The sequence below is a fragment of the Bradyrhizobium uaiense genome (genome assembly GCF_010811875.1).
Taxonomy (GTDB): Bacteria; Pseudomonadota; Alphaproteobacteria; order Rhizobiales; family Xanthobacteraceae; genus Bradyrhizobium; species Bradyrhizobium uaiense.
This window is the reverse complement of the sequence record NZ_VKHP01000002.1, coordinates 34,058-57,032: the sequence shown is the minus strand read 5'-3', so window position 1 is coordinate 57,032 and position 22,975 is coordinate 34,058. Positions and strand designations below refer to the sequence as shown.

The 22,975-nt window shown below is 65.2% G+C and carries 19 protein-coding genes and 1 pseudogene; 17 read left to right on the top strand and 3 right to left on the bottom strand.

Annotated features, from left to right (window positions below; genetic code table 11):
* Positions 1–169: 169 nt before the first annotated feature.
* From FNJ47_RS00820 to FNJ47_RS00790, 7 genes and pseudogenes are all read left to right on the top strand, one after another.
* Positions 170–1,804, top strand: coding sequence for an outer membrane beta-barrel protein (locus FNJ47_RS00820; protein ID WP_163149489.1), 1,635 nt, complete (start codon positions 170–172; stop codon positions 1,802–1,804).
* A 61-nt stretch (positions 1,805–1,865) separates the two neighbouring features.
* Positions 1,866–2,609: an outer membrane protein gene (locus FNJ47_RS00815; RefSeq protein WP_163149487.1), complete on the top strand. Its 744-nt coding sequence runs from the start codon at positions 1,866–1,868 to the stop codon at positions 2,607–2,609.
* A gap of 53 nt (positions 2,610–2,662) precedes the next feature.
* Positions 2,663–2,821 (top strand): hypothetical protein, encoded by a 159-nt coding sequence (locus FNJ47_RS00810; RefSeq protein WP_163149485.1) that lies wholly within the window; start codon positions 2,663–2,665, stop codon positions 2,819–2,821.
* A 7-nt stretch (positions 2,822–2,828) separates the two neighbouring features.
* Positions 2,829–3,086 carry a hypothetical protein gene (locus tag FNJ47_RS00805; protein WP_163149483.1) on the top strand — a complete coding sequence of 86 codons (258 nt, stop codon included), beginning with the start codon at positions 2,829–2,831 and terminating at the stop codon, positions 3,084–3,086.
* Between the two features lie 4 nt (positions 3,087–3,090).
* Positions 3,091–3,339: pseudogene (locus FNJ47_RS54590) on the top strand (enoyl-CoA hydratase-related protein); the annotation flags it as partial.
* A complete protein-coding gene (locus FNJ47_RS00795) occupies positions 3,263–3,823 on the top strand; it encodes an enoyl-CoA hydratase-related protein (RefSeq protein WP_430649339.1) in 561 nt (186 codons plus the stop codon). The pseudogene FNJ47_RS54590 and the gene FNJ47_RS00795, both read left to right, overlap by 77 nt.
* Positions 3,824–4,065: 242 nt before the next feature.
* Positions 4,066–4,281 (top strand): hypothetical protein, encoded by a 216-nt coding sequence (locus tag FNJ47_RS00790; protein ID WP_163149479.1) that lies wholly within the window; start codon positions 4,066–4,068, stop codon positions 4,279–4,281.
* A 24-nt stretch (positions 4,282–4,305) separates the two neighbouring features.
* Here FNJ47_RS00790 and FNJ47_RS00785 read toward each other — a convergent pair whose 3' ends face one another.
* The gene (locus FNJ47_RS00785) at positions 4,306–5,364 is read right to left on the bottom strand and encodes an AraC family transcriptional regulator (protein ID WP_347341594.1); all 1,059 of its coding nucleotides are present in this window, start codon (positions 5,362–5,364) and stop codon (positions 4,306–4,308) included.
* Positions 5,365–5,614: 250 nt separating this feature from the next.
* Here FNJ47_RS00785 and FNJ47_RS00780 point away from each other — a divergent pair, with 250 nt between their 5' ends.
* Together FNJ47_RS00780 and FNJ47_RS00775 are read left to right on the top strand one after the other, a co-directional pair.
* Positions 5,615–6,064 carry a cupin domain-containing protein gene (locus FNJ47_RS00780; RefSeq protein WP_163149477.1) on the top strand — a complete coding sequence of 150 codons (450 nt, stop codon included), beginning with the start codon at positions 5,615–5,617 and terminating at the stop codon, positions 6,062–6,064.
* Between the two features lie 117 nt (positions 6,065–6,181).
* On the top strand, positions 6,182–7,675 hold the full coding sequence (locus FNJ47_RS00775) for a flavin-containing monooxygenase (RefSeq protein WP_163149475.1): 1,494 nt from the start codon (positions 6,182–6,184) through the stop codon (positions 7,673–7,675).
* Between the two features lie 55 nt (positions 7,676–7,730).
* Here FNJ47_RS00775 and FNJ47_RS00770 read toward each other — a convergent pair whose 3' ends face one another.
* Entirely contained in the window at positions 7,731–8,456 is a 726-nt protein-coding gene (locus FNJ47_RS00770) for an alpha/beta hydrolase (protein WP_163149473.1), read from the bottom strand.
* A gap of 153 nt (positions 8,457–8,609) precedes the next feature.
* Here FNJ47_RS00770 and FNJ47_RS00765 point away from each other — a divergent pair, with 153 nt between their 5' ends.
* Positions 8,610–9,590, top strand: a complete 981-nt coding sequence (locus FNJ47_RS00765; protein WP_163149472.1) for a helix-turn-helix domain-containing protein — start codon at positions 8,610–8,612, stop codon at positions 9,588–9,590.
* Between the two features lie 20 nt (positions 9,591–9,610).
* The gene (locus FNJ47_RS00760) at positions 9,611–10,678 is read left to right on the top strand and encodes a maleylacetate reductase (RefSeq protein WP_163149470.1); all 1,068 of its coding nucleotides are present in this window, start codon (positions 9,611–9,613) and stop codon (positions 10,676–10,678) included.
* Here FNJ47_RS00760 and FNJ47_RS00755 read toward each other — a convergent pair whose 3' ends face one another.
* Positions 10,679–12,133 (bottom strand): GH1 family beta-glucosidase, encoded by a 1,455-nt coding sequence (locus FNJ47_RS00755; RefSeq protein ID WP_163149468.1) that lies wholly within the window; start codon positions 12,131–12,133, stop codon positions 10,679–10,681.
* 233 nt (positions 12,134–12,366) lie between these two features.
* Here FNJ47_RS00755 and FNJ47_RS00750 point away from each other — a divergent pair, with 233 nt between their 5' ends.
* The 6 genes from FNJ47_RS00750 (at position 12,367) to FNJ47_RS00725 (ending at position 22,894) form a co-directional block, all read left to right on the top strand.
* On the top strand, positions 12,367–15,033 hold the full coding sequence (locus tag FNJ47_RS00750) for a M1 family metallopeptidase (RefSeq protein WP_163149466.1): 2,667 nt from the start codon (positions 12,367–12,369) through the stop codon (positions 15,031–15,033).
* Positions 15,034–15,111: 78 nt separating this feature from the next.
* Positions 15,112–16,764, top strand: a complete 1,653-nt coding sequence (locus FNJ47_RS00745) for an acetolactate synthase large subunit (protein WP_163149464.1) — start codon at positions 15,112–15,114, stop codon at positions 16,762–16,764.
* 124 nt (positions 16,765–16,888) lie between these two features.
* Positions 16,889–18,529, top strand: a complete 1,641-nt coding sequence (pgm, locus tag FNJ47_RS00740) for a phosphoglucomutase (alpha-D-glucose-1,6-bisphosphate-dependent) (RefSeq protein WP_163149462.1) — start codon at positions 16,889–16,891, stop codon at positions 18,527–18,529.
* Between the two features lie 23 nt (positions 18,530–18,552).
* Positions 18,553–19,509 (top strand): NAD-dependent epimerase/dehydratase family protein, encoded by a 957-nt coding sequence (locus FNJ47_RS00735; RefSeq protein WP_163149460.1) that lies wholly within the window; start codon positions 18,553–18,555, stop codon positions 19,507–19,509.
* Positions 19,502–20,377, top strand: a complete 876-nt coding sequence (locus FNJ47_RS00730) for a dihydrodipicolinate synthase family protein (RefSeq protein WP_163149458.1) — start codon at positions 19,502–19,504, stop codon at positions 20,375–20,377. The genes FNJ47_RS00735 and FNJ47_RS00730 overlap by 8 nt, the downstream gene beginning before the upstream one ends.
* A 189-nt stretch (positions 20,378–20,566) precedes the next feature.
* Entirely contained in the window at positions 20,567–22,894 is a 2,328-nt protein-coding gene (locus tag FNJ47_RS00725) for a xanthine dehydrogenase family protein molybdopterin-binding subunit (RefSeq protein WP_163149456.1), read from the top strand.
* The last annotated feature ends 81 nt before the right edge of the window (positions 22,895–22,975 follow it).

Below are 22,975 nucleotides of genomic sequence, written 5' to 3'. Positions count from 1 at the left end.
TGATGCTTGTTTGCGCAAGCCAGGCGAAGCGAGTCGTTTCGGCTATTTTATCTTAATGAAAGCGCGAGGAGACCCGTATCGCCTTTTTCTCGAGCCCCCACGAAAGATTACTCAGACGTTACAGGCGAGTACGCTCGAAGCGTCGGTAGCAATAGCTTGGGGCAAAACCATGAAGAGACTGTTTTTGGCGGGCGTATCGTTGGCGGCGGTGGGGCTGTTCAACGCGGCACAAGCGGCCGACGCCAATCCGCCGTTGTTGAAGGCGCCGGCCTCCAACTGCGATCCCTACAAGAATTACTCCTGCCTCGACGGCTATCTCGGCAGCGACTTCTTCACGCGTTTCATCAATTACTATCGGCTCGAGTGGGGCCACGATGCCGCGCCGTCGGATCCGAAGGCGCCGCCGTCCCGCCGCGACTATTGGCCTGCGACGCCGCAGAGCACGCCGCCGATGCCGTTCACGGAATGGCCGTATGGCGGCACGACCAGTATCGGCGTGACACGGCCGAGCTCGGTCGACAGCCCCCTGATGGCGGCGCTCGGCACCACGCCCGCCGGACAGTGGATGAACGATGCGCACATCCAGGTCTACGGCTGGATCAACGCCGGCGGCAATCTGAGCTCCAACACCGTCCGCGGCGGTAATGCGCCTGCGGCCTACGACTACAATCCGAACACGGTCCAGCTCGACCAGGCGGTGCTCTACATCGAGCGCCTGCCCGATACTGTGCAAAAGGATCATGTCGACTGGGGCTTCCGCATCGCGCCGATCTACGGTGAAAACTACCGTTACACGACCGCATACGGCCTGTGGAGCAATCAGCTCCTGAACCAGAACAAGAACTATGGCTACGACTTGCCGATGGCCTACGGCGAAGTCTTCATTCCGCAGATCGCGGAAGGCCTCCTGCTGCGATTTGGCCGCTTCATCTCGATCCCGGACATCGAGGCGCAGCTCGCGCCCAACAACTACATGTATACGCACTCGATGACGTATACGTTCGACAACTACACCAACACAGGTCTGCAGAGCACGCTGGCGGTTACCAAGAACTGGATGCTGCAATTGGGCGTTTCGGTCGGCAGCGACACCATGCCGTGGAATGCCGGCGCGAAGATCGCCAACCCGTTCCCCAACCCGCTGTTCCCCGGCACCACCATGCTGAAGGATCCCGGCGCGATACCGAGCGTGACCGGTGGCGTGCGCTGGACCAGCGATTCCGGCAACGACAGCATCTACGTCGTCGCCGACGCGATCAACAGCGGCACCTGGGGTTACAACAACCTGCAATGGTATGGCCTGACGGCGTACCACAAGTTCAACGACCAGTGGCACATCTCGTTCGAGACCTACAATCTGCATCAGAACAACGTGCTGAACGCCAACAATCCGGCAGCAGTGGCTGCCTTTAATGCGGGTGGCACGCCGTTCTCGCCGCAATACTTGCCGTTCAACGCGCCGGGCCTCGCCCAGTGCAGCAGCGCGACGGTGTTCGCCTGCACCGCGTCGGTGCAGACCTATCTTGCCTACCTGAATTACAAGGCGTCGCCGCTCGACAACATCTCGTATCGCATCGAGTTCTACGACGACAAGCAGGGACAGCGCACCGGCGTGAAGACGCGTTACGTCGAGACCGGGATCGGCTGGCAGCACTGGTTCTCGCCGCAGATCGAGATCCGGCCCGAGGTCTCCTACTACAAGTCGCTGGACGCGAATGCATTCAACGGCAACTCCAACCTCGGCATCGCACCGACCAAGAACTTCGCTCTGATCGGTTCGGCCGACATCATCATTCACTTCTGATCGTGAGCGCGCCCGGCATGTCCGCCGCGTGCTTCGTCAGAACAAGAGACAAGGGATCAACATGAAACGGATTCTTCTTACATCCGCAGCGCTCACGCTGCTGGCAGCTGCCTCGCCGGCGCTCGGTGCCGACCTTCCGATGTACACCAAGGCGCCCGCGATCGTGGCGCCGGCCTACGACTGGTCCGGCTTCTATGTCGGCGTGTTCGGTGGCGGTGGCTTCGGCAACCACAATCTGAACAACGCACTCGGGCCCGCCGGCTTTGCCAACTACACCATCAACTACTCCTCCACCGGTGGAATCGCCGGCGGAGAGCTCGGCTACAACGTGCAGAGCGGCAACATCGTGGTTGGCGTCGAAGCCGACGGCTTCTGGTCCGGCATCAAGGGCAACGATGTCGATCAGTTCAACGCCGGCACCTTGCCGATCGGGTCGGTCGATGCGACCAGCCTTCGCGACGGCTTTACACTTCGTGCCCGCGGCGGCATCGCCGTCGACCGGTTGCTGCTGTTCTTCACCGGCGGCTGGGCCTATGGCGAGTTGCAGCACACCAACACCGATCCGGTGTTCGGCGTCGATCAGTTCAACGCGAACAGAAGCGGCCTGACGGCGGGTGGCGGCATCGCCTATGCGCTCACCGACAACCTGATCGGCAAGTTCGAGTACCGCTACTATGACTTCGGCCGGTACGAGCGCGCTGCACCGCTCAACGGTCAGATTCCCTACACCGTCGACAGCACGTTCTCGGTCGTGACGCTGGGCCTCGATTACAAATTCGGCGGGCCGGTGGTGGCGAAGTATTGAGTGGTCGAAGCATAGGGGAGCGCGGGAGGGCGGACAGCATGGGGATTTCGACATTGAGGCAAGCATTGCTGCGCATCGTCATGATCGCGGGGCTCTGTGCCACGGCCGCCGGGTGCATCAGCGATGCGACGGCGCCGGCGGCGGACAGCTCCGGCACCATGCAGATGCGCTACTACGGCGGCCCGAAATCCCCGATGTGGGCGAGCCAGTAGGTCGCCGATGCGCCGGCTTCGCTTTCATGCGAAAGGGCGCTCCGGCATCAGGCTGGCCATTCATGTCGGCGTGCTGCTGGCGGTCGGGGCCGGAGGCGAGGCGATGGCAAAGTCGAGGCGCCACGGCCATGCCCACCGGCCGCACCGCGATTCGGTGCACACCGCGGCCGTGCCGGCGCCGGTGCAGCCGGCGCTCCATCTCGGGCCGATGCGCTACTACGGCGGTCCGAAGTCGCCGCTGTGGCGCGCGCCCTTAGAGTATTGAACCGATGGCCGGACGCGTCGCGCTCGGCGAGCAGGGGGCGGTGCTGACGATCGCGCTGCGGCGGGCGGAAGGCACGAACGCGGTCGCTGATGACGTCTATCTCGCCATGACAGGCGCGCTCGAGGCGGCGCGGAGCAATCCCGCTATCCGCTGCATCGTTGTGGCTGGCGGGTTCGATGTCTTCGCGGCTGGCAGCGAGCCTGTCGTTCATCATGCTGCCGGCGGTGCAGCGCCGGAAACAAGTTCTCCGCAGGCTGTGGGCAGGTTTTTGCAAGCGCTCGCCGACAACGCAAAGCCGATCATTGCCGCCGTCGGAAGGCGCGGCGACGGGCATCGGCACCACCCTCGTGTTCGGTTGCGACCTGGTCATCGCCGCCGCATCCGAGAGGTTTGCTTCGCCGCTGGAAGCTTACGATCTGGTCCCGGATGGTGCGATCGGCTTGCTGATACCGCGGCGCCTTGCTCACCACCGCGCCTTTTCGATGCTCGTTCCCGGGCGGTCGATGCGGGCAGAGCGAGCCTTTGATGCAGGCCTGATTGACGTGATCGTTGCGCCGGGACAAGCGGCGATCGAAGCGGAGCGGATTGCGCAGGAACTCTGCCGGTTGCCGCCGGAGGAAATCCCGGCGATCCACACCCTGCCGAGGCCGTCGGTGCAGGATGTGCTGCGGCGGATGGCGGCGGAACACGATCATCGCCGCATCGTGTCGGAGGCGGCGGCAGAGCGGGGCCGGTGACGCGGACGCCGTGGGCCACTTCGTCCGCAACTTATGCTGCTCCGCAATCGGCCTGGCATCGTCGCGTGCCGCTTTCCTGATCGACGCGGCCGCTTGTCCAAAAAATCAGCAGCTGATGATTATTGTTGCGATTCATAGGAATCGGGACCAGCATTCCGCATCGTCAACAAGACGCCGGACAGAGGCGTCGATTGGAAACGCCTATCGCTGTTCGGATGTGTCTCAGCCTCCTGGAGGGTGCGATGCTGAAGTTCCTTGCGACCCTGATCAGTGCCGTTGCGATTGCCGCCTTGATGGCGCCGACCGCCTATGCCGGTGCGTCGGCCAGCGCGCCGACAAAATACGCCCACTCTTCGCAGCAGGTGACGAGCGTACGTATGGTCAGACAGACCAAGCGGATCGCACTGCCAGTCACCGATTTTTCGGCCCAGGCGAAGACGGCGCCGTTTCACCGCTAGCAATGGATCGCCACGCGGGCCAGTTCAGCTCGGCCGATGCAGGGTCGCCTTCGGGCTCTCGCCGAACTTGGCGCGGTAGGCGCTCGCCATCCGGCTCAGATGGGTAAAGCCGAGGTCGAATGCAATATCGACGATGCGTTCGCCCGGCCGCGCCGTCTTGAGACGGGCGTTGAGATGGGCGAGGCGGATGTCGAGCAGCATCTCGGAGACGGTGGTGCCGAAGTGACGGCGGAAGCCGAGTTGCAGCGCGCGGACGCCGGTACCTGCGATCTCCGCAAGCTCGGCGAGATCCAGCGGCTCGGTCGCGCGGGTCTCCAGATAGGCGCGCACGCGCTTCAACGCCGCGGGCTGGGCCTCGGTGCAGCCGTTGAAGACATCGATCGCAGAACTCAGGCTGTGCCGCTGGTCGTTGAGCAGGACATTGAGAAACTGTTCGCGCCAATCCGCAGCCGCTACCGCGGACAAGGTCTTGCGTGGCCCGAGCTGCTCGGCCGTCGCCACGAGATGCTCGATCCTGGCCGAAAGCGCTTGCCCGAGCGGCCCGCTCAGTTCAACGGCCGGATCGAATTCGACCGGCTGCACCGCCACGCCGCCAAGTGCCGCGGCGCGATGCTCGACCAGCTTGCGGTCGAGCAGCAGGATCAGCTGGGCGCACCCGCCGCGCCAGGTCATCTCGGTCGGAATGGTCGGCGATAGCAACGAGGCACAGTGTTGCGGCCCGGTGGTGAGCTCGCGTGCGGCGGTCCGCACCGAGGCCGAGCCGGACAGCGGCATCTGCAACAGGAAGAACCGGTCGAGGCAGCCGGGATTGATCGCGACCGATCCGCCATAGGCGACATAGTTGACGGAGAAGCCGTCGAAGCCTGCGCAATTGTGGTGCGCGGAGAAATCGCGCTCGGAATGATCGACAGGCGTCAGATCGTGCGGACAGAAGATGCGGCCGATCGCTTCGGCCGCGTCATCGACGCGCGCGGTCGCGACGCGCGCGAAATCCTTCAGCCTCGCCTTTGCAGGATTTTCCCTGGCAGGATTTGCCCGCGCAGGATTCGCCCTTGTCGAAACCTCGTTGCCAACAGCAGTCACGCCGGCCGTCCGAGTTGTTTGAGGTCTAAAATATCGGCCAGCCTAGTCCATTCGCCGCAAAAGAGGAACGCTGTTTCGTCGCGCAAACTGCCTGATCGACGCGCAGGCGGATGCGATGGTCTTGGGCAGAAGACGCTCCCGCATTGCAGCATGAACGTGCCGGGCGAGGATTCGTTTATCGGCTAGACAGCCCCACCGGCTGGCGACAGGCTCCGTGTCCGCAATGCACATCAAAACTGGAGAGGCTGACATGGGCACGCTTGAGAAAGGCATTACCCGATCCGGCACCGGCTACGGCGGCAAGACCTGGAATATCCTGGGCCAAGTCTACTATCCGAAGGCGGTCACCGACTCGACCTTCGCGTTCGAGACCAACAGCGACCCCGGCCAGTTCGTGCCGGTGCACATCCATCCGACCCAGGACGAGTTCATCCTGGTGCAGGAAGGCGTGCTCGACCTCAAGCTCGACGGCGTCTGGGTGCAGGCCAAGGCCGGCGACCTCGTGCGCATGCCGCGCGGCATTCCTCATGGCTATTTCAACAAGTCCGACAAGCCGGCACGGGCGCTGTTCTGGGTGTCGCCGATGGCGAAGCTCGAGGCGCTGTTCGACAAGCTGCACAATCTGCAGGACCCCGCCGAAGTGGTCCGAATCTCTGCCGAGCACGAGGTGGACTTCCTGCCGCCGGAAGCCAACGACTAGACCGGCCACCAAACACACTACGCATGCGAGGCGGCAATCGCCGGAGCTGGCTCCGGCGATGACGGGGACGCGTGCGCTCGAGGAAATTGATCTGTTCATTCATCGCGGAGCGGTTTCATGATCAAGCAGAAGCATGTGTGCGTCATCGGCGCCGGCATTTCCGGGCTCGCCGCGGGCAAGGCCTTTGCCGGTCGCGGCCACAAGGTGACCATCATCGAGCGTAGCGGCGATCTCGGCGGGGTCTGGGAGCCGGCGCGGTCCTATCCGGATGTGCAAACCCAGAGCCCGAAGGAGCTCTATCGCTACACCGACAAGGCGATGCCGGACGCCTATCCGGAATGGCCGAAGGGGCCGCAGGTCCATGCTTATCTGCGCGACTATGCGCGCAGCCATGGGCTCGACGGTGCGATGCGGTTCGACACCAGGGTGGAGGGCATGAAGCGCCGCGCCGACGGCAGACCGGGCTGGACGCTCGCGCTACGCTCGACCGATGGCGCCGCGGGGCAGGAGGATTTCGACTTCGTTGCGGTCTGCACCGGGCAATTCAATGAGCCGCAGTCGCTGCCGCTTCCCGGCGAGGACGACTTCAAGGCGCGGGGCGGCCAGATCCTGCACTCGTCGCAATATGGCGATCCAGATCTCGCCAAGGGACGCAAGGTCGTCGTGCTCGGCGGCTCCAAATCGGCGACCGACATCGCGGTGAACGCAGTCAACTCCGGCGCCAGCGAAGTCACCATCGTGTTTCGCGAGCCGGTGTGGCGGATTCCCTATTTCATCGGCGGCCTCGTCAACTTCAAACGCATCCTCTACATCCGCGCGCAGGAGCAGATGTTCGCGAGCTGGGGCATCGGGCCGATGGCCCGCCTCGCGCATGTCGTCGCCAAGCCGTTCGTCTGGGCGAACTGGCGCGGGCTCGAGAGCATGCTGAAGATGCAGCTCAAGCTGAAGCAGTGCGGCATGGTGCCGAAGGAGCGGATCGAGGACGGCGTCAACTGCTCGGTGCCGATCGCAACCCCCGGCTTCTACCCGATGGTGGCCGACGGCCGGATCAAGGCGGTACTCGGCACGTTCGATCATTATGAGGGCAAGACCATCGTGACGAGCGGCGGCCAGCATATCGCGGCCGACGTCGCGGTACTCGCCATCGGCTACAAGCTCGGTGTGCCGTTCCTCCCGGAGGAGTATCAGAAGAAGCTGGTCGAGCCCGACGGGCAGTACCGGCTCTACCGGCTGATCGCCAATCCCGATCTGCCGGACATGGGCTTTGTCGGCTTCAATTCGAGCTTCTGCACCGTGTTGTGCGCCGACCTCGCCGCGAACTGGCTGGTGCGCTACGCCGACGGCCAGCTTGCGCGGCAGCCGAGTGCCGCGGAGATGCACGACAACATCGCGATGATGCTGAACTTCAAGCGCGTCGAGCGTCCGGCGGCGGGCGTCTATGGCGGGCTGTGCGTCGCGCCCTACCACTTCAAGCATTTCGACGAGCTGTTGGCGGACATCGGCACCAAGGCGTCGCGCCGCAACCCGCTCGTCGAAAAGTTCACGCCGCCGGACGCGGATGCCTATGCGCGCTTCCTGGCGACCGCGCCGGCGTACAGGGCGGTGGCTTAGAGCATGATCCGGAAAAGTGCGAAGCGGTTTTCCGAAGAGATCATGCGACTAAAAGTCAGTCGCGGCCGGCGTCGAGGAAGGCCTGTGCCAGGCGCGCGGGATCGGAAAAGCACAGCTCGTGGCTGCCCGGCACCTGGACCAGGCGGAACAGCCCGAGCTTCTCCGACAGCCGCGGATGCCAGGGCAGGCTGTGCGGCATCGCGGTGTCCCCGGTGCAGTTCACGTAGGACTTTGCGACCGGCATCTCGGCCGGATTGGCGCGCAGCGCGATCTTGTCCTGGAACGTCTTCAGCGGGTGCGGGTTGAGCACGTCATAGGCGCGTTGCGCGAGCTCGAGGTCGGCATCGTTGATGAAGGCCTCGCGCCAGATCGGGAACGGCAGCACCACCGAGCCGTCGCCGCGCTCGGCGTGGATCGCGTCGAACAGGCCGCGATAATGCGGCGGCACCATGTCGTTGAGGCATTCGCCATTGTTCGGCACGAACGCATTCCAGTAGACCAGCCGGCGGATGCGATTGGCGGCGGCGTCGGCAACGCCGGTGATGACCATGCCGCCATAGCTGTGGCCGACCAGCACGATGTCATTCAGATTGTGCTCGGCGAGATAATCCACGATCGACTGGATGGCTTCGGCGAGGCCGGAGTCCTTCTTGTCGCCGGGCCGGTTGCCCTTGATGGTCGGCGTATGAACGACATGGCCGGCTTTGCGGATGATAGCCGCAACCGGTTCAAACTCGGCGCCGGTATGCCAGGCGCCATGGACGAGAACATAGGTCGACATGTTGTACCTCCCTGTGTGGTTTGATTAGATCGGCCGCGACATCCGGGCGGCCCGGGATACGCGCAAGTTTCAAGCAATTCCTGATGGATATTGACCTGGGCCCGCGGAACGCGCTTGGCTGTGACCGAACCGGATTGGACTCGGAGTGAACTGATGCAGCAAATCGCCGCCGCGGATCGCTCGCGCGGGCTGAGCTGGAATACCGCGGACACCAGGCCGGGCGAGCAGTTCGCCTATTATCGCGAGGCGATCTGCCGGGCCTTCATGAACCTGACGCCGGAGCCGCCAGCGACGCCAGGCTTCCTCGCCCGGGTCGAGACCGTCGGGCTGGGGGACGGTGCGGTCAACCGGGTCAGCTTCCCGGAGCACATCGTGCGGCGCTCGGCCGCCGACATCGCCGCATCCGGCCGGCGCTGCTACTACCTTAATCTCAAGCTCGCCGGCCGCTGCCGCATCCAGCAGGCGGGGCGCGAGATCAGCCTGTCGCCGGGGCAGGTCGGAATCTTCGACAGCGGGCAGCGCTTCTCGCTGCTGCATGATCGCGGCCCCGCGCTGCAGGTCGCCTCGTTCTGGGTGCCGGCCGAGGCGCTCGATGAACGGCTGCCGTCGGCGCCGGATGTCGCGCCGGCGCGGGTGTCGGATGATCCGGTCGTCGGTCATCTCATCGCCGAGACGGCGCAGGTCCTGAACACGTCAGCGCTTCGCGCCTCGGATGCCGACAACGCCCGGCTGTTCGGCGTGCTGCTCGATCTGGTCGCGCTCAGCCTGTCGCGGACCGGTCGCGAAGGCGTCGCCGAGAGCGCGAGCCTTGCGGATGCGACCTGGCTGGCGCTGCGCCGCGCCGTCGACCGCAGGCTGCGCGAGCCCGGGCTCGGCGTTGCCGCGATTGCGGCCGCGATCGGCATCAGCGAACGCTACGTCCACAAATTGTTCGAGCGCGCCGGCACGACGTTCGCCAGCCATCTGATGGACCGTCGCCTCGACGGTGCCGCGCGCGACCTAAAGGATCCCGCGATTGCCGGGCGCACGATCGGCGACATCGCGTTCGATTGGGGCTTCTCCGATCTCTCGCATTTCACCCGGCGCTTCAGGCATCGCTTTGGCTGCACGCCGCGCGACTGGCGCCGCGGCTGATCAACCATTCGGAAATCGTCATGCCACAGCCGTTCACCTATCAAGTCAGCCCGATGCGCGTCGTGTTCGGGGTCGGCACGGTCGCGCAACTGGCTGACGAGCTCGACCGGCTCGGCATCGCCCGTGCGCTGGTGCTCGCGAGCCGGCGGCAGCAGGCGGAGCTCGGCGATCTCGCCGCGCTGACCGGCGGCCGCATGGCCGGCGCGTTCGATGGTGCTGTCGTGCACACGCCGGTTGCGGTGACTGAACGTGCGATGGCGATGGTCCGCGAGCTCAAGCCCGATGGCGTGGTCGCGATCGGCGCCGGCGCCGCGACCGGCCTCAGCAAGGCGATCGCGCTGCGCACCGACCTGCCGCAGCTGATCGTGCCGACCAGCTATGCTGGCTCGGAGATGACGCCGGTGCTCGGCGAGACCGTCGACGGCGTCAAGACCACGCAGTCGTCGCCGAAGATCTTGCCCGAGGCCGTGATCTACGACGTCAACCTGACGCTCTCGATGCCGGCCAAATTCTCGGCGATCTCCGGCCTCAACGCGATCGCGCATGCCGCCGAGGCGCTGTATGCGCGTGATGGCAATCCGATCACCTCGCTGATGGCGGAAGAGGCGATCGCAAAACTTGCATCGTCGCTGCCGGATGTGATCGCACGGCCGCATGATCTCGAAGCGCGTTCCGATGCGCTCTATGGCGCCTGGCTGTGCGCGGTCTGCCTCGGCACCGTCGGGATGGCGCTGCATCACAAGCTCTGCCACACCGTCGGCGCGCTGTTCGACCTGCCGCATGCCGAAACCCATGCGGTGCTGCTGCCGCACACCATCGCCTACAATACGCCGGCCGCGCGCGAGGCGATCGGCCGCGCCGCGCGGGCGCTCGGGGCATCCGACGCGGCCGATGGCCTGTTCGAACTGTCGGCAAAACTCGGCGCGCCGCGCTCGCTCGCCGAGATCGGCATGCCCGAGGACGGCATCGCAAAGGCGGCCGCGCTCGCCACCAGGAATCCCTACTGGAATCCGCGGCCGATTGAAGAGAGCGGCATCCGCGACCTGCTCAGGCGCGCGTGGTCCGGCGCGCCGCCGCAGGCCGGATGATCACACCCCGACCGCGTTGCGCGCGATCACGTCGCGATAGAACGCCGCGCTCAGCTTCGGCACGCGCGCCTGGGTCTCGAAATCCACCCGGTACAGACCGAAGCGCTTCTCGTAGCCGAAGATCCATTCGAAATTGTCTATCAGGCTCCACAGGAAATAGCCGTGGACCGGGACGCCGTCGGCGGTCGCGCGCTGCAACTGCGCGAGGTAGTTGCGCAGGAACATGATGCGGTCGAGGTCGTAGATCTGGCCGTCCGGATGCACTTTGTCTTCGCCGGAGGTGCCGTTCTCGCTGATGTAGATGCTCTTGATGTTCCAGAGCTTGGCGGCAATCCGCGGCGCCCAGTAGATCGTCTCCGGCGCGATCCGCAGCCAATCCGAATTCATGTGCGGGAACGAGGCCGGCATCGGCAGCGGCTTCCACCCGGGCGCGTTGTCGGTGGCAAGGACATAGCAATGCGGTGCGTAGATGTTGAGCCCGACGAAATCGTTGGGCTGCGAGATGATCTTCAGCTCTTCCGCGGTGAACTTGGGCGCATCGGCGCCGGCATATTGCAGGAAGCCCTCGGTGTACTTGCCTTCGAGGAGAACCCCGAGAAATCCAGCATTGAGCTCACGCGTCGCGATCTCGGTGGCGCGGATGTTCTCCGGCGTGTTGATCGCGGGCACGCAGGCGGTGATGTTCTCGGCCGGGCCGACCCGCGTGCCGGCGCGGCCCCTGGCGCGGATCGCCTGCACCGCAAGGCCATGCGCCAGCGCGACGTGGTGGCGCGCCTGGTTCACCTCGGCCGGCGCCAGTTTCAGCCCGGGTGCGTCGACGCCGAGCGCATAGCCGAACGGGAGGAAACGGCCGACTTCGTTGAGGGTGAAGATGTTCTTCACGCGGTCGGTCAGGCGCTGCGCCACATAGCCGGCGTAGTCGCCGAACGCCTTCGACGTGTCGCGCGAGCGCCAGCCGCCGACGCGATCTTGCAGCGCCTGCGGCAGGTCCCAGTGGTAGAGTGTGGCGTAGGGCTCGATGCCGTTCGCCAGCAGCTCGTCGACCAGGCGGTTGTAGAAGTCGAGGCCCTTCGGATTCGGCGTGCCAGTGCCATCAGGAAACACCCGCGGCCAGGCGATCGAAAACCGATACGCCTTGGCGCCGAGATCCCTGATGAGGCGGACATCCTCCTTGTAGCGGTGATAGTGCTCGTTGGCGCGATCGCCGGTCGAGCCGTCCTCGATCTTGCCCGATGTATGGGTGAATGTGTCCCAGATCGACGGGCCGCGGCCGTCCTCATTGACCGCGCCCTCGACCTGGTAGGATGAGGTCGCGGTGCCCCAGACGAAGCCCGCCGGAAAGTTCGCGCCATCAGGCCGTGGGGCGCGGTTCGCTGCCTCGGCAGGGGCCGACAGGCCGAGCGCCGAGAGGCCTGCAAGGCCCGCAAACTGCCGGCGCGAGAACTTTCCGAACATTGTTGTCTCCCGTCGCCGAACGTTGCGGCTGGAATGCCGGCTGGAGGTTAACCTTCGATCCGGCCGTTGAGCAACAACGGCCCACTGAACGAAGCGGCGGTGCGCGCAATTGATGCGAACCGTTGCGATGTCAACGTCGCGGAGTTGTCAGTTTTGTGGCGACATTTTCTTTACTAGATTGTCTGCTAGGTGCTTCCGGAGTGACATCCCAAAATCCTTGTGAGCTGCGCGCGATGAACAAGCCTGCAACCCGTGTCCGAACCGCGCCGCTGCGTCGTCTTGCCACGGTGATCGGATTGCTGCTGGTGATGGGTACGGGCGTGCAGGCCGAGCAGACATATTCGTTCGACGGCACGCCGGGGAAGCTGCCGAAGACGGTTATCCCGCTGGGCTACGCCATCGAACTGACGCCGGATTTCGCGAGCCTCGCCCTGCCTGGCGTCGAGACCGTCGATATCGAGGTGCGCGAGGCTACCCGGCAACTCACGCTGAACGCGATCAATACGACCTTCACTGAAGCCACGATCGATGACGGCGCGCAGCGCGCGGAGGTCGTGACCGACGCCGCCGCGCAGACTGCGACGTTGACCTTCGCCAAGCCGCTCGCGGCAGGCCGGCACAGACTGCGCATCGCCTTCACGGCTCAGATCAACAAATTCGGCACCGGCCTGTTCTCGGTCGATTATCCAACCCCGGGCGGAATCAAGCGGCTGATCTCCAGCAAGCTGGAGCCGGCCGATGCCAGGCGGATCTTTCCCTGCTGGGATGAGCCGTCGTTCAAGGCGAGCTTTGCGCTGACGGTGGTGATCCCGCGCAATCTGCTCGCGGTCGGCAACATGCCTGTGACCAGCGAGCAGCCGGTCGCCGACGATCTCAAGAAGGTTGCATTCGCGCCGACGCCGAAGATGTCGAGCTATCTGTTCGTGCTCACCGTCGGCGAGCTCGAACGGATCACGGCGGATGCCGGCGGCGTCACCATCGGCGTGGTGACGACCGATGGCAAGAGCGGGCAGGGCCGCTTTGCGCTCGACAGCGCGGTGAAACTGCTCGCCTATTACAACGATTATTTCGGTGTGACATACCCGCTGCCGAAGCTCGACCTGATCGCGGTTCCGGGCGGGTTCGGCGGTGCGATGGAGAATTGGGGCGGCATCACCTTCTTCGAGAGCCGGCTGCTGTTCGACCCAGCGTCCAATGCCGAGACCGCGCGCCGCGGCATCTTCGCCATCATCGCGCACGAGATGGCGCATATGTGGTTCGGCGATCTCGTCACCATGGCGTGGTGGGACAATCTCTGGCTCAACGAGGGATTTGCCAGCTGGATGGCGACCAAGGCCTCGGAGCAGTTCTATCCGCAATGGCAGAGCTGGCTGAACGGCTACGGCGCCAAGCAGTTCGCGATGGCGCTCGATGCGCGCCGTACCTCGCATCCGGTACAGCAGCCGATCGCCGATCACAGCGAGGCGGTGACAGCGTTCGATGCCATCACCTACAACAAGGGTCAGGCGCTGATCCGGATGCTCGAGACCTATCTTGGCGAGCAGCCGTTCCGCGACGGCATCCGCAAATACATGGCCGCGCATGCCTACAGCAATTCGACCACGGCCGATCTCTGGCGGGCGCTTGAAAGCTCCGGCGGCAAGACGGTCACCGGAATCGCCGCCTCCTTTACCGAGCAGGATGGCGTGCCGCTGGTGGTCGCCGAGACGGCCTGTGATGGCGCCGCGCAGCGGCTGACGTTGCGGCAGGATCGCTTCGTGATCGCGCCGGCCAACGATCCGCCGCTGCCGGCCCACGATTGGCAGATCCCGGTTGCGGTGGGACCGGCGCACGGCAAGCCGTTCGACGAGCTACTGCTGAAAGGCAGTGCCGATATCGCGGCCGGCACCTGCGGCGATGCGATCAAGGTCAATCTCGGCGACGCCGGCTATTTCAGGGTCGAATACGGCCCGAAGAACCGCGCGGCACTGCTGAACGCATTCCCGCAAATGCAGGTCGCTGACCGGCTCAACGTCGTGACCGACAGCTGGGCGCTGGTGCAAGCAGGCCGCGCCGAGCCGCCATCCTATCTCGCGCTGCTCGACGCGCTCGATGCCGGCGACCATCGCGCGGTGTGGGACCAGGTGATCTCGACATTTGCCGCTTTGAATCGTCTGTCGCGCGGCCGCGCGGAACGGCCGGTGATCCAGGCCTATGCTCAGGCCAAGCTGCGTCCGGTGTTTGATCGGATCGGATGGGATGGCGGGGGCTCGGGTGACGATGACACCGCGCTGCTGCGCGCAAGCCTGATCTCGGCGCTGGGCGACCTCGGTGACGCGGCCGTCGTGGCCGAGGCGAAGCGGCGCTTTGCGGCATTCCTCGACGATCCCGGCTCGCTTCCGACCACACTGCGCGATGCGGTCACCCATGTCGTCGGCATCACGGCCGATCGGAAAACCTATGACCAGCTGCTGGCGCTCGCGCGCAGGAGCACGGCCACCAACGAGCGGCTGCGCTATTATCTCGCCGCGGCCAGCGCCCGCGATGCCGAACTGGCGCGCGCGACGCTGGCGCTGACGCTGACCAGCGAATTGCCCGACACGATCGTGACCGGGATGATCAACGCGGTTGCAGGCGCTGGCGAGCAGCCGCAGCTTGCCTGGGACTTCGTCCAGGCCAATTTCGACACGCTGCTGGCGAAGCAGGGGCCGAACTTCCGCGACCAGTTCGTTCCGAACTTCATGACCAATTTTACCGATCAGGCCCATGCGGCAGAGCTGGCTGCATTTGCCCCGTCGCAATCGACCAGCGGCGGACGGCTGATGGTGGCGCGAGCCTTGCAAGCGATCGCAATCTCGGCCGATCTCACGGCGCGCGTGCTCCCCACGGCGGACGCCTGGATCAGGGCGCACAAACCGTGAGATCGCGAGGGAGTTTCCGGCGGCACGGGATGCGGCTATGCTCCGTGCGCGGCATGCAATCAACGATGCGAGGCTGATATGGTCAAAGGTTCCGATTTGCTGGTCGCTGCCCTCGAGAATGAGGGCGTGGAGCGGGTGTTCGGTGTCCCCGGCGAGGAGAATCTCGACGTCGTCGAGAGCCTGCGCAAATCCTCGATCAACCTGATCGTGACACGCCACGAGCAGGCCGCGGCCTTCATGGCGGCGACCTATGGCCGGCTGACCGGAAAGCCCGGCGTCTGCATCACGACGCTCGGTCCGGGGGCGCTCAATCTGACAACCGGCGCGGCCTATGCGCTGCTCGGCGCGATGCCGATGGTGATGCTCACGGGCCAGAAGGGCATCCTGAGCAGCCGGCAGGCCAAGTTCCAGATCGTCGACATCGTCAACACCTTCCGCCCGCTGACCAAGCTGTCATTGCAGATCGTCAGCGGCGCCACCATTCCGACGCTGGTGCGTGACGCCTTCCGGATCGCGACCCAGGAGCGGCCGGGGCCGGTGCTGCTCGAATTGCCGGAGGACATCGCAGGCGACGAGACTGCGCCGGTCGAAATGATACCGCCGCATCCGATCGAAATTCCGATCGCGCATGCTGCCGCGCTCGACCGCGCCGCCGAGATGATCCTGAAGGCGCAGCGTCCGCTGATCATGCTGGGTGCTGCGGCATCGCGCCCGCGCTCGACCGCCGGGATCGGCGACTTCGTGCGGCGTACGAAAATTCCGTTCTTCACCACCCAGATGGGCAAGGGCACGGTATCCGGCGGCACCAATCAGTATATGGGGACCGCCGCGCTGAGCGAGCGCGACTATGTGCATGAGGCAATCGACCGCGCCGACCTGATCATCGCGATCGGCCATGACACGATCGAGAAGCCGCCCTTCATCATGGGTCCAAAGGGGCCGCAGGTGATCCATGTCAGCTACATGCCGGCCAATGTCGAGCAGGTCTATTTCCCGCAAGTTGAGGTGATCGGCGACGTCGGGCCGAGCCTTGAATTGCTGGCCGATCGGGTCGAGGGCAAGCTGCCGCATGCCAGCGCGCTGCTCAGCCTGCGCGAAAGCATTTTGGCGAAGATCACCGATCGCGCCACCGAAGGCCGCTGGCCACCGACGCCGCAACGCATCGTGCACGATGTGCGGCAGGTCATTCCCGAGGACGGCATCGTCGCGCTCGACAACGGCATGTACAAGATCTGGTTCGCACGCAACTACCGCACGCTGCTGGCGAACTCGCTGCTGCTCGACAACGCGCTCGCCACCATGGGCGCCGGCCTGCCGTCGGCGATGATGGCGGCGATGCTCTATCCGAAGACCCGCGTGCTCGCGGTCTGCGGCGACGGCGGTTTCATGATGAACTCGCAGGAGCTCGAGACCGCGGTTCGCCTCAAGCTCAATCTGGTGATCCTGATCCTGGAAGATTCTGCGTATGGCATGATCCGCTGGAAGCAGGCGGTCGATAATTTTCCGGATTTCGGCCTGACCTTCGGCAATCCGGATTTCGTCAAATACGCCGAAAGCTACGGCGCCAAGGGGTCGCGGATCGAGAGCACGGAGGCGATCGTTCCGACCCTGGAGCGGGCGTTCTCCGGCGGCGGCGTGCACCTCGTCGTGGTGCCGATCGACTATACCGAGAACAAGCGGGTGCTGGTCGATGAACTGCGCGAGAAGGTGCAGCAGATCGACGTCGAATAGCGGATGGCCGCTGACGGCACGGAACGAAATGCCCTCGGCTTGATTGAACTTAAGCCACCATGGTAGCACGCCACGACATCACCCGTTGTGCTGATGGTCGGCGATACCAGATCTGAGAGGTCACGTGACTGCACCAAATCCTGCCGCCGGCAAACCCATCGATCCCTCGGCGCTGGCCAACGTGCCGCGGCTGGTCACGGCCTATTTCGCCGGAAAGCCCGACCCCAGCGATCCCACCCAGCGGGTTGCGTTCGGCACCTCGGGCCATCGCGGCTCCTCGCTGAAGAACTCCTTCAACGAGGACCATATCCTCGCCGCCACGCAGGCGATCTGCGATTACCGGCGTGAGAAGGGCCTCACCGGGCCGCTGTTCATCGGCATCGATACCCATGCGCTCGCCGAGCCGGCGCTGGCCAGCGCGGTCGAGGTGTTCGCGGCCAACGGCGTCGAGATCATGATCGACGCGCAGGGCGGCTACACTCCGACGCCGGTCATCTCGCATGCGATCCTGAGCTACAACAAGGGCCGCAGCACCGGCCTTGCCGATGGCGTCGTCATCACGCCGTCACACAACCCGCCGGAGGACGGCGGCTACAAATACAATCCGCCGCGTGGCGGCCCGGCCGACACCGACGTCACCGCCGTGGTCGAGAAGAACGCCAACCGCTATATCGAGGCCGGCCTCAAGGGCGTGGCGCGGATGCCGTACGATCGCGCGCGCAAGGCCGCGACCACGCATCTGCACGACTACATCACGCCTTACGTTGCCGATCTCGGCAACACCGTCGACCTCGCGCTGATCAAATCCGCCGGCGTCAGGATCGGCATCGATCCGCTCGGCGGCGCGGCGGTGCATTACTGGCAGCCGATCATCGCGCGCTACGGCATCAACGCGTCCGTCGTCAACAATGCCGTCGATCCGACCTTCCGCTTCATGACCGCGGACTGGGACGGCAAGATCCGGATGGACTGCTCGTCGCCCTATGCGATGGCGAGCCTGATCGGGATGCGCGATCGCTTCGACGTCGCCTTCGCCAACGACACCGATGCCGATCGCCACGGCATCGTCACCCGCTCGAACGGGTTGATGAACCCGAACCACTTCCTCGCCACCGCGATCGCCTATCTGTTCGCGCACCGGCCGCAATGGAGCAAGGATGCGGCGATCGGCAAGACCATCGTGTCGAGCTCGATCATCGATCGCGTGGCGAAGAAGCTTAACCGCAGACTGGTCGAGACCCCGGTCGGCTTCAAATGGTTCGTCGAAGGGCTCGGCAGCGGCGGCTTCGGTTTTGCCGGCGAGGAGAGCGCCGGCGCGTCGTTCCTCAAGCGCGACGGCTCGGCCTGGACCACGGACAAGGACGGCATCATCCTCGGCCTGCTCGCGGCGGAGATCATCGCCAAGACTGGCCGCGATCCCAGCGAATTGTTCAACGAGCTGACCGCCGAGCTCGGCGTGCCCTATTACGAGCGCATCGACGTCGCGGCGACGCCCAAGCAGAAGAACGCGCTGAAGGCGCTCGGGCCCGAGCAGCTCAACATGACCGAGCTCGCCGGCGATCCCGTGCGCGCGGTCCGGACCAAGGCGCCGGGCAACGATCAGCCGTTCGGCGGCATCAAGGTCGAGAGCGAGGCGGGCTGGTTTGCCGCGCGTCCCTCCGGCACCGAGGATGTCTACAAGGTCTATGCCGAAAGCTTCCGCGGGCCGGATCATCTGAAAAAGATCCAGGGCGACGCGCAGGCCGCGATCGCCAAGGTGTTCTGAGGGCGCGGGGCGGGGCGGAAGTCATGCGCGTATTGTTGACCGGCTCGTCCGGCTGGCTCGGCCGTTTCCTTGCGCCGCGGCTGCGACAGGCAGGCCATGACGTGGTCGGCCTCGACGTCGTCCCGGGCGAGGCGACCGATGTCACAGGCTCGGTGGCCGACCGTTCGGTGGTGGATCGGGTGTTCGCCGATCATTGCATCGAGGCCGTGATCCATGGCGGCGCGCTGCACAAGCCCGATATCGCACGCTTCGCGCCGCAGGCCTTTGTCGACGTCAACGTGTCAGGCACGCTCAATCTGCTGCAGGCCGCCGTGGCCGCCGGGCATGATCGTTTCGTCTTTACCTCGACGACATCGCTGATGATCTCGCAGGCGATCCGCGACGAGGAGGGGCATGCGGCGGTGTGGCTCGACGAGACGACGGGGCCGCTCGAGCCGCGCAATATCTACGGCGTGACGAAGCTCGCTGCCGAAGGGCTGTGCCGGCTCTATAGCCGCGAGCATGGCCTGAACTGCGCGGTGCTGCGCACCAGCCGCTTCTTCCCCGAGGATGATGACACCATCCGTGACATCCATGGCGAGAACCTGAAGGCCACCGAACTGCTGTATCGCCGGCTCACGGTGGAGGACGCCGCCGATGCGCACATCCTGGCGCTGGAGAAGATCCGTGGCTTCGAGGTCTTCGTGATCAGCGCACCGACGCCGTTTACGCGCAGCGACGTCGCGGACCTGAAGACGGATGCGGCCGGCGTGATCGCGCGCACTTTCCCCGATGCGTCGGCATTGTTCGCGCGGCGCGGCTGGCACCTGCCGCGCTCGATCGGCCGGATCTACGACGCCGGCAAGGCCGAACGGTTGCTCGGTTTCCGCGCGGTAACCGACTTTGCCGCGGTGCTCGGCGCCCTGCGCCGCGGCGAGCCGCTTCCCTTTGCGCACGATCCCGATTATGTCTCGCCGTCAACGAGGCTCGCAAATGGCTGATTTCCACGGCGTCTTTCCGTATCTGGTGTCCCCGGTCGATCCCGCCGGCCACGTCCGTACCGAGGTGCTGGGCCGGCTCTGCGACGATCTGATCAAGGCCGGCGTCCATGGCTTGACGCCGCTCGGCTCGACCGGCGAATTCGCCTATCTCAACAATGCGCAGCGCATGCAGGTGGTGGCGACCACGATCGAGGCGGCAGCGGGGCGCGTGCCCGTAGTCGCCGGCGTCGCCTCGACCTCGACGGCGGATGCGGTGGCGCAGGCGAAGGCCTATCAGAAGCGGGGTGCTGCCGGTATTCTCGCGATCCTGGAGGCGTATTTCCCGCTCAATGATGCCCAGGTGGAATCCTATTTCCGCGCCATCGCCGACGCCGTCGACATTCCGGTCGTGATCTACACCAATCCGAATTTCCAGCGCTCCGACCTGACGCTCGACGTCATCGCACGGCTCGCCGAGCATCCGCGCATCGGCTACATCAAGGACGCCTCGACCAACACCGGCCGGCTGCTGTCGATCATGAACCGCTGCGGTGACAGCCTGAAGGTGTTCTCGGCGTCTGCCCATATTCCGGCCGCTGTGATGCTGATCGGCGGTCACGGCTGGATGGCGGGACCTGCCTGCATCATCCCGCGCCAGAGCGTCGAACTCTACAATCTCTGCCGCCGCGCCCGCTGGGACGAGGCGATGGCCCTGCAGCGCAAGCTCTGGCGCATCAACGAGGCCTTTGCCCGCTTCAACCTCGCGGCCTGCGTCAAGGCCGGGCTTGCGAGCCAGGGCTACGATGTCGGCGATCCTGTGCCGCCGCAGGCACCGCTGACTGCCGAGCAGCGCAAGGTGGTCGAGGCCGCGTTGCGCGATCTTGCGTGAAAACTTTCCGTCATGCCCGGGCTTGTCCCGGGCATCCACGACCTCCTTACAATATCGCCCGAGACGTGGATGGCCGGGACAAGCCCGGCCATGACGATTTCGCAGGCAGGCGCGTCCGAAACTCGGGTTGGCGTCAACGCCATCCATCCGTTAAAACCCGCCGAAATTTCTAAACCCAAGGACCCCCTGATGAACATTCTTCCCGGCAATATGCGTTTTGGTGCGGGCCAGCCAGTCAAGCGTCTGGAAGACCAGCGGCTGGTGACCGGGAAGGGGCATTTCATCGACGACAAGCCGCAGGACGGGGCGCTCTGGCTGCACGTGCTGCGCTCACCGCATGCCCACGCCAGGATCAGGTCGATCGATGCCAAGGCGGCGCAGGAGATGCCGGGCGTCAAGGCGGTCTATACCGGCGCCGACCTCGTCAAGGACGATATCGGCACGCTGCCGACGCTCGCGATCTTCAAGCGGCCCGACGGCTCGCCGATGACCGTGCCGCCGCGGCGCCTGCTGGCGCATGAGGTGGTGCGCTACGCGGGTGAGGGTGTTGCGGCCGTGGTCGCGACCTCGCGCGTGCTGGCGCAGACGGCGGCCGAGGCGATCGAGATCGATTACGAGGTGCTGCCCTCGGTGGTCGATCCGGTCGAGGCGATCAAGCCCGGCGCGCCGGCAGTCTGGCCGGAGGCGCCCGACAATATCGTGGCTGCGATGAGCTATGGCGACGCCGCCAAGGTCGAGGAAGCCTTTGCCGGTGCCGTGCACAAGGTGTCGCTCGACCTGGTCAGCCAGCGCCTGGTGCCATCGGCGATGGAGCCGCGCTCGACCATTGCCGAGATCGAGAAGGAGACCGGACGGCTCATTCTGCACGTGCAGTCGCAGACCCCGGGCTCGACCCGCGACCTGCTGGCGGAATCGATCCTGAAGCGGCCGAAGGACAGCGTGCGCGTGCTGGTCGGCGACATCGGCGGCGGCTTCGGCCAGAAGACCAGCCTCTACCCGGAAGACGGCATCGTCGCCTATGCCGCGACCAAGCTGAACGAGAAGATCCGCTGGCGCGGCGACCGCACCGACGAGTTCGTCGGCGGCACCCATGGCCGCGACCTCACTTCGACCGGCGAGTTCGCGCTCGATGCCAAGGGCCGCGTGCTGGCCTATCGCGTGCGTTCGATCGGCGGCACCGGCGCCTACTCGTCGGGCACCGCGAACATCATCCCGCTGGTGCTCGGCCCGTTCGTGCAGACCGGCGTCTACGACCTGCCGCTGGTGCATTTCGAGGTGAAGTCGGTGATGACCAACACGGCGCCGGTCGGAGCCTATCGCGGCGCCGGCAGGCCCGAGGCGGTGTTCATCGTCGAGCGGCTGTTCGATGCCGCCGCGCGCCAGATCGGCATGGATCCGCGCACCATCCGCAAGGTCAACTACATCAAGCCGGCGCAACTGCCCTACACCAATGCGGTCGGGCAGGTGTACGATTCCGGCGCCTTCGCGCATATGCTGGAGCGCGCCTCTGATCTCGCCGACTGGAACGGCTTTGCCGCGCGCAAGAAGGCGGCGAAGAAGAAGGGCCTGCTCTACGGCCGCGGCCTGACCAGCTATATCGAATGGACCGGCGGCCGCGCCCACACCGAGAACGTCTCGCTGCATGCGACCGCCGAGGGCCGCCTGGTCCTGTGGTCGGGTACGATGGCGATGGGGCAGGGCCTCGCCACCACCTACACCCAGATGGTGTCCGAGTCGCTCGGCATTCCCATGGACAAGATCGATGTCATCCAGGGCGACACGGACCTGGCCACCGGCTTCGGCAGCGTCGGCTCGCGCTCGCTGTTCGTCGGCGGCACCGCTGTTGCGGTCTCCGCCAACGACATGATCAACAAGGCGCGCGACAAGGCCTCCAACCTGCTGGAAGCGTCCATCGAGGACATCGAGTATCGCGATGGCTTCCTCACCGTGGTCGGCACCGACAAGCGCATCAGCCTGTTCGAGATCGCGGCTAAGGAAAAAGGCGCCAAGCTCTCGGTCGAGAGCGAGGGCAATGTCGACGGGCCGAGCTGGCCGAACGGCACCCATATCTGCGAGGTCGAGATCGATCCCGAGACCGGTGTCACGCGGGTGGTGCGCTACACAACGGTCGACGACGTCGGCGTCGCGGTCAATCCGATGCTGGTGACCGGGCAGGTGCATGGCGGCGTTGTCCAGGGCATCGGCCAGGCGCTTTATGAGGGCGTGGCCTACAGCGAGGAAGGCCAGCTTCTGACCGCGAGCTATCAGGACTATTGCATTCCGCGCGCTTCGGACGTTCCGCCGATGTCAGTGACGCTCGATCCCTCCGCGCCGTGCAAGACCAATCCGCTGGGCGCCAAGGGCTGCGGCGAGTCCGGTGCGATCGGCGGCCCGCCCTGCATCACCAACGGCGTGATGGATGCGCTGAGCGAGGTCGGGATAACCCAGCTCAACACGCCGCTGACGCCGGTGAAGATCTGGCAGGCGATCCAGGACGCGAAGGCGGGGGCGGCGTAAGGCCGTCCTCTCTCCACCCGTCATTCCCCGATGCGCAATTGCGCATCTGGGGGCGCGCGTCAGCGCGAGCCCGGAATCCAT

Coding starts and splice junctions, on each gene's coding strand:
- FNJ47_RS00755 (WP_163149468.1), bottom strand. CDS start 12,133: ATGTTCGGAAAGTTCTCGCGCCGGCAGTTTGCGGGCCTTGCAGGCCTC.
- FNJ47_RS00780 (WP_163149477.1), top strand. CDS start 5,615: ATGGGCACGCTTGAGAAAGGCATTACCCGATCCGGCACCGGCTACGGC.
- FNJ47_RS00795 (WP_430649339.1), top strand. CDS start 3,263: ATGTCTTCGCGGCTGGCAGCGAGCCTGTCGTTCATCATGCTGCCGGCG.
- FNJ47_RS00760 (WP_163149470.1), top strand. CDS start 9,611: ATGCCACAGCCGTTCACCTATCAAGTCAGCCCGATGCGCGTCGTGTTC.
- FNJ47_RS00815 (WP_163149487.1), top strand. CDS start 1,866: ATGAAACGGATTCTTCTTACATCCGCAGCGCTCACGCTGCTGGCAGCT.
- FNJ47_RS00745 (WP_163149464.1), top strand. CDS start 15,112: ATGGTCAAAGGTTCCGATTTGCTGGTCGCTGCCCTCGAGAATGAGGGC.
- FNJ47_RS00725 (WP_163149456.1), top strand. CDS start 20,567: ATGAACATTCTTCCCGGCAATATGCGTTTTGGTGCGGGCCAGCCAGTC.
- FNJ47_RS00775 (WP_163149475.1), top strand. CDS start 6,182: ATGATCAAGCAGAAGCATGTGTGCGTCATCGGCGCCGGCATTTCCGGG.
- FNJ47_RS00750 (WP_163149466.1), top strand. CDS start 12,367: ATGAACAAGCCTGCAACCCGTGTCCGAACCGCGCCGCTGCGTCGTCTT.
- FNJ47_RS00805 (WP_163149483.1), top strand. CDS start 2,829: ATGCGCCGGCTTCGCTTTCATGCGAAAGGGCGCTCCGGCATCAGGCTG.
- FNJ47_RS00765 (WP_163149472.1), top strand. CDS start 8,610: ATGCAGCAAATCGCCGCCGCGGATCGCTCGCGCGGGCTGAGCTGGAAT.
- FNJ47_RS00770 (WP_163149473.1), bottom strand. CDS start 8,456: ATGTCGACCTATGTTCTCGTCCATGGCGCCTGGCATACCGGCGCCGAG.
- FNJ47_RS00820 (WP_163149489.1), top strand. CDS start 170: ATGAAGAGACTGTTTTTGGCGGGCGTATCGTTGGCGGCGGTGGGGCTG.
- FNJ47_RS00735 (WP_163149460.1), top strand. CDS start 18,553: ATGCGCGTATTGTTGACCGGCTCGTCCGGCTGGCTCGGCCGTTTCCTT.
- FNJ47_RS00790 (WP_163149479.1), top strand. CDS start 4,066: ATGCTGAAGTTCCTTGCGACCCTGATCAGTGCCGTTGCGATTGCCGCC.
- FNJ47_RS00730 (WP_163149458.1), top strand. CDS start 19,502: ATGGCTGATTTCCACGGCGTCTTTCCGTATCTGGTGTCCCCGGTCGAT.